Here is a 14,770-nt window from a genome sequence, read left to right on the forward strand (position 1 = left end):
AACTATCCTGCCCGTTAGCGGGGAAAAGGCGGCCTCTGGATCTCGGCTGCCTTCAATGGTGTTTTATTAAGCTAAAGTTCGCCGTTAGCGGAATGAGTTTTTTTCAACTTTTCGGGACAATCCCGCAAAGGATAGACCTTAAAGATATTATTTATTAATATATTGTAGAACATCACTAATGTAATAGTCTACAGGTTGTGAGGTGTCTACTTTTATACATTCCAAGTGTGTTGGCTTTTTCGCTCGGTCGATAACCTCTTGCCATCTTTCTTCAGGTATATCGACTGGTCCAATTTGAGTAATCATTCGCTCGCGATTTTTCAACCTATTGTTAAGTTCATGAATGTCGTTCAATACACACTCTATATACTTGTATTTGGCACTATGTTTTTCAGCCAATACAGTTCCTTTCTCAACCAACACTTCGTACAAGCAAGGACTATCTAGAATAACGTTATGTCCTTGCGAGAGATAGAAATCGACTAATGACCATTCAATATGATAAGCAACCCCGCCAGCACGTTTGGAATCTACATTTAGTTCCTCTAACCCTAGTCCCTCTAATAATCCTGTTTTCACGATATCATGGTCTATAATTACTACTTTAGTGAACTTCGCAATTTCCCTGGCAAGAGTTGATTTGCCCGACCCAGGAAATCCGGACATTTGCAAAAAAAACATGTTTACGCCCCCATATTTGTGTCCTAGTGTCTCATTATTAATTCTAAATAAATAGACTAAGGGAAAAGGTAATATGTTCACATTTTATAACTTAACTGTATTACACGCTGACAGTTCCACTAAACTCCCGTTAGCCATCCATGCACCTGGTATTTGCACCACAGAGCATTAAAGTTAATTCGTTCTTTCATGGTAGTTCAACAAAAAAAAGGACAGCTGCCTGCCATGGCGATCTGTCCCTTATTTCTGCACTTTTGTTATTCGTTACTTCAATGACTTTCGTTCATAAACATGAAAGTAATAAGTGTAGGGATTTTTCAAATCAGTAATCCCTGCTGTAACAGATACTTCTTTCCATTCACCAAAATCGATATCCGGAAAATAGGTATCCCCTTCAAATTCATGGTATATCTTTGTAATATACATCTTTGTAACATATGGCAAAAACATCTTATAGATCTGTTCTCCTCCAAAAATGAAGACTTCTTCCTCACTTTGACAAATATTAAAAACGTCATTAATGGAATGGGCAATTTCGCAGTCTTCTATCCTCAGTTCTTTATCACGGCTTAGGATAATATTACGACGATCAGGAAGAGCCCTTCCAATAGATTCATAATTTCTTCTCCCCATCACGATTGTATGCCCTTTTGTCGTTTTGTTAACGTGCCGCCAATCATTAGGTATCCTCCAAGGAATGTCGTTGTTTTTTCCTATTACCCTGTTTTTGTCCATGGCAGCGATTAGTTTGAATTCCACATAAATCTCCCCTTTAAAACCATGAGTCTGCTCTGCTCCTGTGACGTACCACTAACGTATCCGTTAGCGTAGTGACTCCAAAAAGCCTTCCAGTGTTTGGTTCTCCCAGCTCGTAGCATTATTAGTTAGATCATGTCTCAATGTATGAAGAAATGCAACCAACTCATCTTTACTGGATACATCATTAGGGTTAAAGATTTCAGATCCTCCTCGTATTATTCAACAAACGTTCTTTCGTTAGTTTAACTACTCGGCATTTTCAAATAATCCCAACACTGCTATTACCTCTGGTTACCCTATCTTTCTCTAACCCTCCAAGAAAACCCTTTAGCTTCAAGCATATTTTTTTGTATAAGTTGTTAATCCCTACAAGCAGCTCTGCTTTTTCGTGTATATTTTTAGAAAGTTTATCCTATGACTTGTTAAACCCTGTAGACTTAATACTGATGTATCCGCATGCACTTCATGAAACAGTTCTCATACATACGAACCCTAAGAGTATAAATGATCCAGTCATGGATAAATTATAAAGGCATAACCAATATTTTCGATTTTTACTACCCACTTTGTAAGGATGGTGTTTATGTTTTGGAAGAAGCTTAAGATTGGACACCATTTTGAGAAACCTGAACCTCAGAATACTGTCCTAACGATAGATTCATTTAGACAAATTTTGGCCAACATGGACGATGCAGAAATCATCGAACGCAGGACCAATAATGATCAAATGGTGATGTTTCTCTACATTAGAACATTAATTGACCAAGAACGCTTAAATGAATCCGTTATCGAACCGCTGCTGCACTGTGATCTTGAAGAAATAAATGAATGCATAGCCACAGCTAAGGTATCCAGAATTATCACGATGGAGGAAGGTCAGCAGAAACTATTAACGGGATCCATCCTTCTCTATGAACCTATGAAGAATCAGTGGTGGGCAGCACTTCTTCCAAATCCATTGACTCGTGCCATCGAAACATCGGAAACCGAAACCATTATGTTTGGACCCAAGGACAGCTTCAGTGAGCAAATCGATCAAAATGTGACAATGATTCGCAGACGGCTTCCATCGACATCTTTAAAATCAGAAAGGTTTTCTGTCGGTTCTGTAAGTAAAACAGAGGTTGTCATGTTGTATATGGAAGGGGTGACCAATTCCGAATTTATTTCCATTGCAAGAAGTAAACTATCTACCATTGATTTTGATGTTTTTATGGATTCATCCCATGTTGCGGCATTCATGGAAGATAATTATCATAGTATATTCCCGCAATTTCAACAAAGCGACCGCCCGGATCTATGCGCTTTCACTTTATCGATGGGAAAAATTACTTTTTTAGTAGCCAATACACCATTTGCGTTAGTGGCTCCCATCACATTTTTTCATCTATTTCAATCTCCAGAGGATTACATTAATCGCTGGCTGGTTGCCAGTTTTTTGCGGCTGCTGCGATATGTAAGCTATGTACTTTCGTTAATATTAGTCCCGATCTATGTTGCGTTAGCCACGCATCATTATCAGATGCTCCCGTTGCAAGTTCTTTTTGTATTATTAGAATCTAGAACCAAATTGCCGTTTACGCCATTTTGGGAAGCATTTTTAATGCTGCTTACCCTGGAGATCATCAAAGAAGCAAGTCTTAGGATGCCCACAAAGTCGGGTCAAGTACTAGGCGTGATCGGTGGCATTGTCGTAGGACAAGCTTCCGTTGAAGCTGGTTTTGCAAGCAAAATATTAATTGTTTTGGTAGGTGTTACGGCTATCGCTTCGTTTCTAGTCCCTAATTATCTCGTCACCAAATCAAACACACTGCTTCAATTCGCTTTCCTTTTCCTTGCCAACTATATCGGAATGTTAGGGATAGTATTCGGGATAATTGTTATTCTTGTCCATTTGAATAGTATCACATCTTTGAAACAACCTTATTTTGCCCCCTTAGCTCCTCTTTACTGGAGGGATTGGTTAGATCTTTTCATTCGGGGTCCTTTCCATTGGATGAAGGAACGTCCTGAATATTTACATACCCTACAGAAATGGCGAACCAGTCAAAGGAGAAAATAATGTGAAGGCATCTTCCTTATATGAGAGAACGGCCACGTTTGGCGGGATCTATGTCTTTTTTATGGTCAACCGAAGTCAAATGCTATATTTCGTCTTAGTCACTCCTTCCAAATTGGTTTATCCCTATATGATTTGGGCATTAATTGCCGTGGGGATTTTATCACAATTGAATATGATCTTGATTGCAAAATGGTTTTCATCAGACATTTCCACCAAAGGATATCAAGGATTCGTTCAACTATTTGGAAAGCGGACGGTTCGTGTCTTGGCCTTCGTTGGTCTGTTTTTCATTTTTGCTAAAATATATGTAAGTACACTGGGGACTGTGGAAGTGATTAATAGTATTATCTTCCCTTCCATGAATCCTTTGTGGTTGATTTTATTTCTCTTTGGGATTTGTTTGTACGCGGCCTCTCGAGGAATGACGAATGCGATACGCTTTGTCGTTATTGCCTTTTTTGGTTCCGCTTGGATGATTTTATGTTTTATTCCTTTCTTCTTCCCATCGATGGCGTCACTTCACGATTTATATCCCTTGATCCCCGCAGACTGGTCGACAGTCTCCTGGAAGAATCTTTTATTCATTTGGCAAGCGTTCTCTGGACCGGAGTACTTGGTCTTTATTGGGCCGTGGATAAACCAAAAACAAAAGATGTTGAAATATTTGACATTTGCTAATATCGCGTCTGTCTTTGAGTATTTGATTATGTTTGTTGTTTCCTTATTATTTTTTAGTTCCCAATACTTGAACAAAAGCAGATTTCCGGTAACGGACCTTATTCGTTATCTGCAAACTCCTGTTTTTGAGCGAATTGATATCATTTTAATTTGCCTGCAAATGTTTTATTATGTGTGGGCTATTTCCATTTATTTCTTATGGTTCTACGGGGCTATTCGAATAGTTTCAGGAAGACTAAACGAACAGAGCAATCGAATTGGTTTTATAACCTGTTGGATCATGATTTTAATAAGTACGATTATTCTAGACAAGTGGTTTGATGGAACTGAACAAAACCCTTTGATGAGCCTACAGATTTGGTTACGGGCATTTACCTACTTGTTCATCCCAACCTTCCTTCTGATTGCTTGCAAACGAAAGGGGCTTATCTAGCATTGAGGCTGTTTAAACATACGATGTTCCTCGTCATAATGAGCAGTATGCTATGGATGATTGGATGCTCCCCATTTGTAGATAACAATCAGATCGAAGAAATCTCTCCTGTGATTTGGTGGTCGATTACTGAGGGTGCAAAAGGGAAGCTAAGAATAAGCACAGTGGTACCACCTATATATTCTGAACCCAAAAAAATGCTTGCCCAAGAAGTCGATCTATTGAAGGAGGGAGGAAAGGATTTTAATTTAAGCTATTATCGGGAAGTAAAATCAGGACAACTTCGTATGGTATTTATTGAACAAGAACTGGCGAAAAAAGGCATTACATCACTTATGAACACTTTATTTACGGACCCCGATATTTCTCAACGCCTTTATATCGTCATCGTCAATGGAAGCTTTGATGATTACATTAAAAATCAAATAAAAATACAAGACATTCCCGGCTATTTTCTTTATCGTTTGCTTAAACACTATGAAAGTAAGAAACAAGGAGATATGACTATTGTAAATCTACATCAGTTTATGAAAAGGTACTATTCACCATACTCCGACCCAGTCGCACCTATTTTCAAGGTCGATAAAGAACATTTTATCTACGAAGGAACTGCCTTCTTCAAAAAAGATAAACTGCAAACGAACATCAATAAGAGAAATGAACAAATATTCCAACTGATTGATCATAATCATCATCTTAAAGTCCTTACCATCCCAGAGTTATCAATAACGATGGGGAATGTCACTTCAGAGACAAAGATGAGATTAAATCTCGACTACTCAACATTATCTCTCAACGTCAAGCTCAAAGGTCGAATTGAAGAGTACCGTGGAAAGGGAGATATAGACAACCTTGATCAATTAACGGTTATTCATCAACAGATAAAATCGCTTTTCGAAAAACAAACAACAGAGCTGCTAAAGAAAATGCAAAAGTCGGAAGTGGACCCTCTGGAAATAGGTACTCTTACACTAGGTCCTTTTTCGAAGCCCATGAGCGAGGATGAATGGTCTACTCTCTGGGCGAACGTGAAATTTAACGTTACATATGAGATTCATATTCAACCTTTGACGAATGTGCGAAAATAAGCTTGCACAAACACAGAACGAGAACCATCTTCTTAACGGTTCTCGTTCTGTGATATTTTCCAATGCAGGCATGCTGGCATTCTTGTTGAATAAAAAAACGCAATAAATAATTATACTGAAGAATTTTGTATTAACTCCAACTTAATGTTCTTCAATTAACTAACTTCTATAAATTTTAAAAATTCTTTTCCAAAATCCGTGATATTCAGCATAATAAGACCTTCTTTACTCATATCCCCGACAGTATTTCCTACCGATTTGCTATCTATAAGCAAGACCTTTGATATTAGGCCACAGATATAGAATTCATACTTGCCTTCTACATCTACTATACCTAAGCAAGGATTGTTTTCTTTGATGAGTAATTAATCCTAGTCAGTATGCAACTGAGAGCTTTGCTCAAACAGACATCAGATGGGCATTCGTAATTTTGAATAATACTGCATCACCACTAAGAATAAAAGTACACATAATAAGTAAGCTTGCTTAAACTTCTTCTCTTTGACCACCACGCATACATGAACCCTTTCTAAGGGACACCATATAATACATGATCAAATTACCATTAAAAATGGAGGTTAACACTTATGTATCGTTCCTTTGGTTCGGTTTACCCGCCAAACTACTATCATTATCCATACCGTCAAGTTTTCCCGTACTTCTTGTATCCACCGATATATAGAGAGCAATATTTCACACCGAGTTTTGGATTGATGAATCCATTTTATTTTGAACAATTAACAATACCTTATAGTAGATCCTCTTACGTGTATCCTTCATACTCCTACACTTATCCGAATCCTCAACAATACCCTGGTCTATACCCAAATCAGGAAAACACTAAGAGTCCTATTGGTTTAAATGCAGGAGGTAATTTTCACCTTGGAGGTCATATAAAAGATCATACTATCGGTATTCATACTGGAGGCAAGTTAAATAACCTTGGTGTCGTAGCTCACCTTGGAGGAAATATCAATGATCATAGCGTAGGTTTCCATACAGGCGGTAAAATTGAAAACTATGGTGTAGGGATCCAAGCTGGCGGTAATCTAGACGATAAAAATCTAGGAGTTCATATCGGCGGCGGAGTTGAAAATCATGGTGTTGGTGTTCATGCTGGTGCTAAGTTAAACGATCATAACATTGGTGTTCATGCTGGGGGTAAGTTAAGCAGTCAAGATGCAGGAATTCATGCCGGTGGTAATATTGATGACCATACTATCGGAGTTCACCTCGGTGGCAATTTTGATGAGAACGGTGTTGGGGTTCAAATAGGTGGAGGATTTAATGATCACGTCGGTCAATTAGGTATCCATATTGGAGGTCAGAAGTAATATTCGTGATATCTACCCTTGCCTCTATTGCCGAGGGTTTGGTAGTTAATATATTCCTATTATTTTATTTTTTTGGATAGGATTCGCAACTTTGTTCTCCACATAGCAGAGTTATAATGACACGGCTTCCCGACTATTTGGTGTTACTCATTGCAACTTCCTTCGGTATTTATAATCATCTGTTGTATATATTTCTGACAAAGTTAAATTCTTGTTCATCACAATTACGATAGGCTAAGTAACTACTATCGTTCCAAAAATTACAAACCAACTCTTGAGATCAACGCTTTCAAACTTATTTCAAAGCATTATTTACTATGTATCACAGCCACATAAAAATATCCATCTTTTCTAACTATGTCTAACGCTACATTGTATAAAAAAAGAGCTGCTTTAATGCAGCTCTTGCGCTATAGTGTCCAGGTGGTCAAAAGTAGCTGAGAAAATAAAAGCCAAGCTCTTCCCCCGGGCTTATGACTGATCTCCCAGACTCAAAATATGATGAGGTATGTAGTTTTTCTTCTTCAAATGGCTTTGACACATTGGTTTCTATACGATCTTCATCATATGTCCATCCCCGCGGGAACCCTTATAAAGACTGCTACTTTCAAAATCGTATCTGGTGAGTACGAAAGATTGGTAGTTGCATCTTCCTTTTTAACGTTATAAATGTATTGTCGATATTTAGTTGCAAATGTCTAAATGGTCTTGGTGATCGTATATATTAAATATTCCTCCTGAGGGCATTCTATAATAAAAATGGATGGGGAGGAACAAGGTTGGAACAGAAATACGTTAGAGAGACTAGATGCTTCAAAACTTCAAGAGTGTTTCCGCTGGATGTCAATAACCACAACACGATGTTCGGCGGTAAGCTCATGTCCCTGATCGACGATATCGCATCTATTACGGCTTCCAAATTATGTCGGGTGACGGCAGTAACGGCTTCTACGGACTCCGTCGATTTTCTGAAACCGATCCGTCCGACGGATTATGTATCTTTAGAATCTTTCGTCACTTGGACGGGCAAAACATCCATAGAAGTTTTCGTCAAAGTTATTACGGAAGATTTGCGCACTGGAAAAAGGGATATAGCTGCAACTTCGTTTTTAACCTTCGTTGGACTTGATGAATGCAACAATCCAATCCCTGTACCCAGAATCCTGCCAGAAACCGAAGAGGAACGAAAGCTATACGAGACAGCAAGCCACCGCGCGGAAATGCGTAAAACCAGAAGAGAAGCAAGTAAAAATTTCGCTCACTATTTGGTCACAAAGTATCCGTGGGAATGAACATATCTAGGAAAGGGAAAGAAAAAATGACTAGTTTTCAAACAACTGCTGATGAAATGAATGAATACTCCTACATCTTAAAAAATGCATTATCCATGGAACTGAGAGTAGATAATTCGAAAGTGGATCACATCGTGAAAATCATGGAGGATCTAGGCTTTAAAGGTAAAAACTCATGGGCCTCCATGCAATTATCCGACCATACTGTAATTGAGTTTTGGAAAAAAGAGCTTATTAAATCCTGAGTTCTCATATAAAAACGGCACTATTCAGGAACCATAACTTGACTTCATAGCGTTGCAATTCTGTATCTTTGAGCTGTAGTAAATCGGGAATCATTATAAAAGATCAAATTCGGCGGCGACAGTTGTATTTTCTCGTACGATATCCAGACTGGACTCGCATATGATAAGGGATTCATTTGAAACTTTGTCGCGTGTCCGTAAAAAAATAAACATACTCGACGAGAGGAGGCCGGTACGTGTTGCCCGTGAAGAAGGGTATCGCAATCAAGTTAGCGGTGTCGTGGACATCGAGCTCGATCCAACAGGGGATCTAGATGGTAATGATCCCTGCCAAATGGAGGATTTACTGCTAACATTACTTAAATGCAGCAAGAAGCTCCTTTGGAGGGTTCTCGTGGTAAACCCGCTTCCAGACATCACGTATATTCATTCGATTCGTTGCGATTCCATCCATCACAATAAAATTGGGAACCGGCTTACCGAGTACGGCAGAAAGCGCTGCTGTCGCTTCGGTTACACCCGCTTCATATACCGTCTGTGCGCCGATCCCCTTAATCATACCTCCCTTTGCCATTTCAATAGCTACATCCTTGCCTAGATCCACCGTGGTAATGATAAGGTCATTTCGTCCGGCTTTCTTGGCCGCTGTCAAGATCCCTTTCGTAGGAATATCCCAGACCCCCCAGATGGCTTGGATATCAGGATTGCGTAGAAGCATGCCGTAAGCGGCATTTTCTGCATCTGATTCGAAATCTGGTCCGGCGATACCCTGGGCTTCTGCAATTGTAATTCCTGGATACTTGCTAATGGCGTCTTTGAACGCCTCATAGCGGATTCTTGTTGTGGAAAAATCGGCCGCGTGGTAAATAACACCGATTCTACCTTTCCCTCCAAGTTCTTGTGCTATCAAGTGAGCCCCGCGAGCACCGTTCCCGTAATCATCCGGTGAAACAATGCTTACATAGTCTTTATTTGGCCTAAGTCCAAGTGCGGCCTGATTCATGAATACAATTTTAATGCCTTGATCCGCAGCTTTTTGGTAGACGGGTGCTGTAGCCACAGTATCAACAGGAATGGAGATCAGAATATCCGGTTTTTTAATCAAAATCGACTCTATATCGGCAATTTGCTTTACCGGTTTAAAATTCGCATCAGTAACAGCGACTACCTCGACACCCAGATCGTCAAATTGTTTCTTTAAAGCTCTAACTTGAACAACGCTCCAGTCGCTTCCCATGTACTGCATAGAGATCGCTGCTTTCAATTTCATGTTCCTAATCTTTTGTTTATCAGCCTCTGTTAGTATAACTTCAGAGGATGAGGCAGGCTTTTCTCCATTTGGTCCTCTCATTGGCGGTGACAACGAAAGATCAGCCAGCTCTTTATTCGGATTCGGATGTTTATCCGAATTATCATTGGAATCACGTTCTATTTTCAGTGGTCTCTCGATCAGATCGTTTCGGAATGGCTCTTGTTCGTCAATTCTTTTGAAGCAGGCGGTCGTACTCAATAGAATCAATAGCAAGATGGCATATTTCAGAACAATCGTGCAGGGTCTAACCGACATATCTTTTCCCCCTATATGCGATAATGGGCACCCTTACTCATTATTAGCTGTAATCGGGTGACGAATCATAACCCGGAATCCTGTAAGCTTATCGGTATCAATTTGAATACCATAACCGGGTCCAAAATGAAGTTGCATACGCTTATGAACATTCCTTAAACCAATTCCGCCATTATATTCATTCCCCACGGAGCGATCAAGCTCCAGCACAAGCTTATCCACAACACCTGGACCGTTATCTTCTATAATGAAAATCAGATCCTCGCCGTTTCTTTTAGCCGTCAATCGGATCTTCCCCTTACCTTCCGGAAGTCGATTAATGCCATGCTTAACCGCATTCTCCATAATTGGTTGCAAGAGCAACTTAATTATTTTTAGTTTCCTGATTTCCGGTGCAATTTGCACAAAGATTTGAAACGATCGATTGCTTCGGAGCAGCTCGATATCCAAGTAATTGCGCGCATGCTCAATTTCCCTCTCAACGGTCGTCCATTCTTCCCCATTGTTCAGACTGAATCGTAGCAGGTTGGCTAACTTTGTAACCATCGTCGCTATCGTCGTTTCATTCCCGGATTCCGCTCTCCATTTAATTGCATCCAGCGTATTATAGAAGAAATGCGGATTGATTTGGTGATTCAGCGTTTGCAGCTCTAGTTGTCTTTTATCCGATTCCATCTCTTTGGTCGTCTCGAGCAACTCAGTCATGCCGGTAACCATTTGGTTATATCCGCGAACAAGTTGCCCAATTTCATCTTGCCTGGAGTTGTATGAACGGAATTGAGTGAGTAGTCCTCTCCTGACTTCATTCATATGCAAGACCAGCTTTTTAATCGGAATAGTAAAAGTGCGTACAACTACAATAAGAAACAGGGTTATGACCAGCATGCTTCCTAATACGATCCAATAAGTAAAATCTTTAATCTGATCGATATTACCTGTTAATTCTTTACGCGGCACAGCCGCAACTAATTTCCAGCCAGCCTCATTAAGCTGGATTTCTGCTTTTTTCCAATCCTCTGTTGGGAAATACTCCTCATAGTAATATTTTTTGTTATAGAAGTCGGGTTGTGGGTGGGAGATAATGTAGTTCTCATGATCCACAATGATTAAAGTATAATTTTTAAAGGAAGACGGAAATGCCAGTGCATCACGCACAAAATATTCAGGTACTTGCAGGGTGACAACACCCAGCAAGTCTTTATCTTCAGAGTCGCGGACAGCTCTAACATAAATAAAAAGCGGTTTTTGCAGATTATTGTCCCATATATGCATCCAGTACCCTTTGTTCTTCAAAACTCTCGCACGATCAAAAAATTCAGCATTTGTTACCAAACCCGTAATTTTCATCAGTTTGAGATAATGAGGGTATTGCTCGATATTACTGGGAATCACATGCATTGTGTAAGGACTATTCAGCTGTGCGATGATCTGACTCATCCGATTGCTTAGCTCTACTTCATTCTCATAGGATTCAGGCGCCTTCAGGCTCAGCAAGCTCTGCATCGCTCTCGAAGCAACCATTCGATCAGTTTCATCTTCCACACTGGACAGAAGTTTAATAATTTGTTTGGCGTTCAAACCAAGATTATCCTGAAGAAATTGTGAAGTGACGGATTCGAGCGTTTCTCTCGATTTATCATAGGACAGTATGCCAAGCAAAGCGATAGGAATCAGCACGGCTAACGCCATAACCAGAAACATTTTGTTGAAAAGTGTATTAAAGCGGCTGCTTATTTTCATTTCCCATACCTATACTCTTTAGGAGTTTGCCCTGTCCGTCTTTTGAAAAGGTTTCCGAAATACTGCAGATCTCCATAACCGACATTCTCTGCAATTTCATAAATTTTCAAACCAGATTCTCTCAATAACACTTTTGCTCTTCCGATTCGGGTTTCGGTCATATAATCCATATATGTTTGACCCGTTTCTTTCTTGAACAGTTGACTTAACCAAACAGGATGTATACTAAGCTCTTCAGCAATAATATTTAATGTTAAATTCTCCATATATCTCGAAGTAATGATATCTTTAGCCCGTTCCACAATCGCGTTCATTGGTGAAACGTGTAATTGATTGCTCAGTTTCATTAGGTAGCCGATGAGCACAGTTTCATATTCCTCAATGGTCTTGCATTCGTCAAACGTTTCCCATACACTCATTGGTATTTCATCAAGCTCCCTAGAGGTCTCTTCGCTAAGAGCAATATGGATTTGGGAAATATAATTCAGGATCAGCCGTATGATATCCTCTCTTTTATCTGTCCCCTCAAGCAAAATGGTTTGTTGGATAAACTGAATCGCGGCATGCTTGATCAAATCTTCTTCCTTAAGATATATCATGGTCGCCATTTCTTCAGGGGATGAAACTTCAACCGATTCCGACTGCTTCGACGAAAAATAATAATCAGATTCAATTGATAAAGAATGGATTCGAAATGCTTTTAATGCTTCATTGTAAGCGGTATATATATTTTCAAACAAAGACTTTCTTGAGCTGACACCTAATGCAAGAGTAATTTTCTGGAACTGCTTGACGCGGTCAACGATAATTTGAACTAATGCTTGGATGTGTTCTGTTCCGGTCATCAGCACCCAACGATTCTTGGTGTCCTGTAAAAAAATAGTCGGTGAAAATTCTGCAATCAATTCCTTCATTATGTTACCAATTGCGAACGTCTGGAGTGAAAACTCACGACCAAGCGGTTTACCATCAGGGTAACCGGAAGTGTCAATCACAATAAGCGAATACGACTGATTCGCAAGCCACTCTATTTCCCATAAGCGCAGCCTCTCGTAGAGATGTTCTTCCAAAGGAGTCGTTCTCAAGCAAAAATCAATCAAATAGTTATCACGCATAGACCTGTTACCAATTTCCGCATACGATTTTTGCTGTTTTAACTGATAATCGTTAACTTTTTCCACTTGAATCAGACTAAGCGATCTACGAATTTTATCAGCGAATTCTTCTGTACTGAATGGTTTCAGCAAGTAATCAACGGCACCGAGACGGATGCTCCTTCTTGCATATTCAAAATCATTGTATCCGCTCACAACAATAACCTTGGGCTGGTAATATTCATCTGTAAAACGTTCCACCATATCCAGTCCTGTCATGCCAGGAAGCATAATATCGGTAACGATGAGGTCAGGACGATGTTCCTGTATGATTTCAAGCGCCTGTTCCGCCTGATTAGAAGTGAACAGCGTAAATTCCATGTCTATCGATTCAATTGTCTTCCTCATTCCCATTAATGCATTCGGTTCATCTTCAACAACAATCAGCTTCAACTGTTCCATCCTCCCTTAACAGATCATCGTAACTCATATACTAGACACCTGCCTAAACCTCGTCAACTCGAAAGGAATGGAATAAGCTCGTACATTTATTGGAAAAACCCCAGCAAGAGAGCGGCTCCCATGTTTCCGCATCCTTACTGAGGGTGATTAATTACATTATAAGTGCTTACATGTGATCATAAACTTTTTTGTTAAATTCCCTTACAGGGCTAACGAATTCTTCGTACGGCTCATCGAATGGATCCTTGATGCCCCATCCTCTCGCTTTATTCTCAATATGAGCACACCAGTGCCAGCCAAGGAACCATGGCTCCTCAAGTACCGCGCGAATTGATTCCCTATAGTCATGTCCGCGGTCTGCCTGACACTTGAGCTCGCTTACGCGATTTGGATTCATCTTTGTCTGGCACCAGTTGCCGATATCCGCGATAATAACCGGTTTATCGATGAACGCCTGCCATTTCGCCAGATCTTCCTTCATCTGCTGGTAACCGGCCTCGTTGTTGCTCGGGAAATACTGAACGGATAGTACATCCACATAAGGTTTAGCCGCTGACAATACTTCATCCGGAATTCCTTTATTGCCGTTATATCTGTCACCTAGAATTAGATGGTTGGGATCATATTTCCGGATGTGTTTCGTAATCGTCTCATAATATTTGGAAGCGACGCCGAAGAGCTTTGCATTTCGTTCTTCCTGGGTCAATCCTTCCAAACCCTTGAAGTCTCTTCCGCTTGCATGGAGAAGCCAGCCGGGAATATCTACCAGGAAATATCCGATAAGATTCTTACTTTCCGCGTGGTCTGCGCAAATGCTTCTTGCTAAATACTCGCAATACATATCAAACTCTTTGGAGAATACGTCCGGGTAAGCAGGTTGGCCGTTCCAGTCCTCAATTTCTGAAACCCGAATTTGCAGGCAGTAAGGCATATCCGCAACCTTATAGTCCGCAGAAGACCAACTTGCAGAATGTCCCAGGTTGATCGGATCCCCGAACCAATCCAGAGCAACGCCCCAATCTCCGCTGATGTAGTCTCCCGTCCAGCCAATCGTATTGAAGCCCCAATCCTTCAGATCTTTAACCAAACCGTTCTTTATCCAATTTTCCCTGGATCCGTACTTTTGTTTCCAAATATCGAAATTATGATCATACTTCAAGTTCGTTTCATCCGTATGATTAACGCCGATGGTGATGAAAGCTCCACCGTCAGGATCGACCATAAACCATTTATCGTCGGCTCTTTCCAATCTAAAGTAGCCTGTTGCTTTAAATTGTTGCTTTTGCGTTCCGCCATATGCAGTCACTTTTGACATTGTTGTATTCGCTCCTTTTG

At 40.2% G+C, this 14,770-nt stretch carries 13 protein-coding genes; 6 read left to right on the plus strand and 7 right to left on the minus strand.

The window, feature by feature from the left end:
• Positions 1–147: 147 nt before the first annotated feature.
• From AC58VC_RS33440 to AC58VC_RS33450, 3 genes are all read right to left on the minus strand, one after another.
• The gene (locus tag AC58VC_RS33440) at positions 148–681 is read right to left on the minus strand and encodes a P-loop nucleotide/nucleoside kinase family protein (RefSeq protein WP_497375520.1); all 534 of its coding nucleotides are present in this window, start codon (positions 679–681) and stop codon (positions 148–150) included.
• Positions 682–945: 264 nt separating this feature from the next.
• Positions 946–1,440 (minus strand): dihydrofolate reductase, encoded by a 495-nt coding sequence (locus tag AC58VC_RS33445; RefSeq protein WP_497375522.1) that lies wholly within the window; start codon positions 1,438–1,440, stop codon positions 946–948.
• Positions 1,441–1,503: 63 nt separating this feature from the next.
• Positions 1,504–1,602 carry a DUF7660 family protein gene (locus AC58VC_RS33450; protein WP_497375524.1) on the minus strand — a complete coding sequence of 33 codons (99 nt, stop codon included), beginning with the start codon at positions 1,600–1,602 and terminating at the stop codon, positions 1,504–1,506.
• A gap of 421 nt (positions 1,603–2,023) precedes the next feature.
• Between AC58VC_RS33450 and AC58VC_RS33455 the strand changes: the two genes are divergently transcribed.
• From AC58VC_RS33455 to AC58VC_RS33480, 6 genes are all read left to right on the plus strand, one after another.
• A complete protein-coding gene (locus AC58VC_RS33455; RefSeq protein WP_497375526.1) occupies positions 2,024–3,502 on the plus strand; it encodes a spore germination protein in 1,479 nt (492 codons plus the stop codon).
• Position 3,503: 1 nt separating this feature from the next.
• Positions 3,504–4,613 carry a GerAB/ArcD/ProY family transporter gene (locus tag AC58VC_RS33460; RefSeq protein WP_497375528.1) on the plus strand — a complete coding sequence of 370 codons (1,110 nt, stop codon included), beginning with the start codon at positions 3,504–3,506 and terminating at the stop codon, positions 4,611–4,613.
• A gap of 23 nt (positions 4,614–4,636) precedes the next feature.
• Positions 4,637–5,701 carry a Ger(x)C family spore germination protein gene (locus AC58VC_RS33465; protein ID WP_497375606.1) on the plus strand — a complete coding sequence of 355 codons (1,065 nt, stop codon included), beginning with the start codon at positions 4,637–4,639 and terminating at the stop codon, positions 5,699–5,701.
• Between the two features lie 587 nt (positions 5,702–6,288).
• Positions 6,289–7,035 carry a hypothetical protein gene (locus AC58VC_RS33470; RefSeq protein ID WP_497375530.1) on the plus strand — a complete coding sequence of 249 codons (747 nt, stop codon included), beginning with the start codon at positions 6,289–6,291 and terminating at the stop codon, positions 7,033–7,035.
• A 779-nt stretch (positions 7,036–7,814) separates the two neighbouring features.
• The gene (locus AC58VC_RS33475) at positions 7,815–8,327 is read left to right on the plus strand and encodes an acyl-CoA thioesterase (RefSeq protein WP_028554763.1); all 513 of its coding nucleotides are present in this window, start codon (positions 7,815–7,817) and stop codon (positions 8,325–8,327) included.
• A gap of 26 nt (positions 8,328–8,353) precedes the next feature.
• Positions 8,354–8,572: a hypothetical protein gene (locus AC58VC_RS33480; protein WP_497375532.1), complete on the plus strand. Its 219-nt coding sequence runs from the start codon at positions 8,354–8,356 to the stop codon at positions 8,570–8,572.
• A 355-nt stretch (positions 8,573–8,927) separates the two neighbouring features.
• On the opposite strand, the gene AC58VC_RS33485 is transcribed toward AC58VC_RS33480, so the two are convergent.
• From AC58VC_RS33485 to AC58VC_RS33500, 4 genes are all read right to left on the minus strand, one after another.
• A complete protein-coding gene (locus AC58VC_RS33485) occupies positions 8,928–10,139 on the minus strand; it encodes a substrate-binding domain-containing protein (RefSeq protein WP_497375537.1) in 1,212 nt (403 codons plus the stop codon).
• A 33-nt stretch (positions 10,140–10,172) separates the two neighbouring features.
• Entirely contained in the window at positions 10,173–11,879 is a 1,707-nt protein-coding gene (locus tag AC58VC_RS33490; RefSeq protein ID WP_497375541.1) for a sensor histidine kinase, read from the minus strand.
• On the minus strand, positions 11,876–13,426 hold the full coding sequence (locus AC58VC_RS33495) for a response regulator (RefSeq protein WP_497375543.1): 1,551 nt from the start codon (positions 13,424–13,426) through the stop codon (positions 11,876–11,878). Before AC58VC_RS33495 ends, AC58VC_RS33490 begins: the two co-directional genes overlap by 4 nt.
• Before the next feature lie 175 nt (positions 13,427–13,601).
• Entirely contained in the window at positions 13,602–14,750 is a 1,149-nt protein-coding gene (locus tag AC58VC_RS33500) for a glycoside hydrolase 5 family protein (RefSeq protein ID WP_497375545.1), read from the minus strand.
• Positions 14,751–14,770: the final 20 nt, after the last annotated feature.

This window comes from Paenibacillus sp. J22R67 (assembly GCF_059692175.1).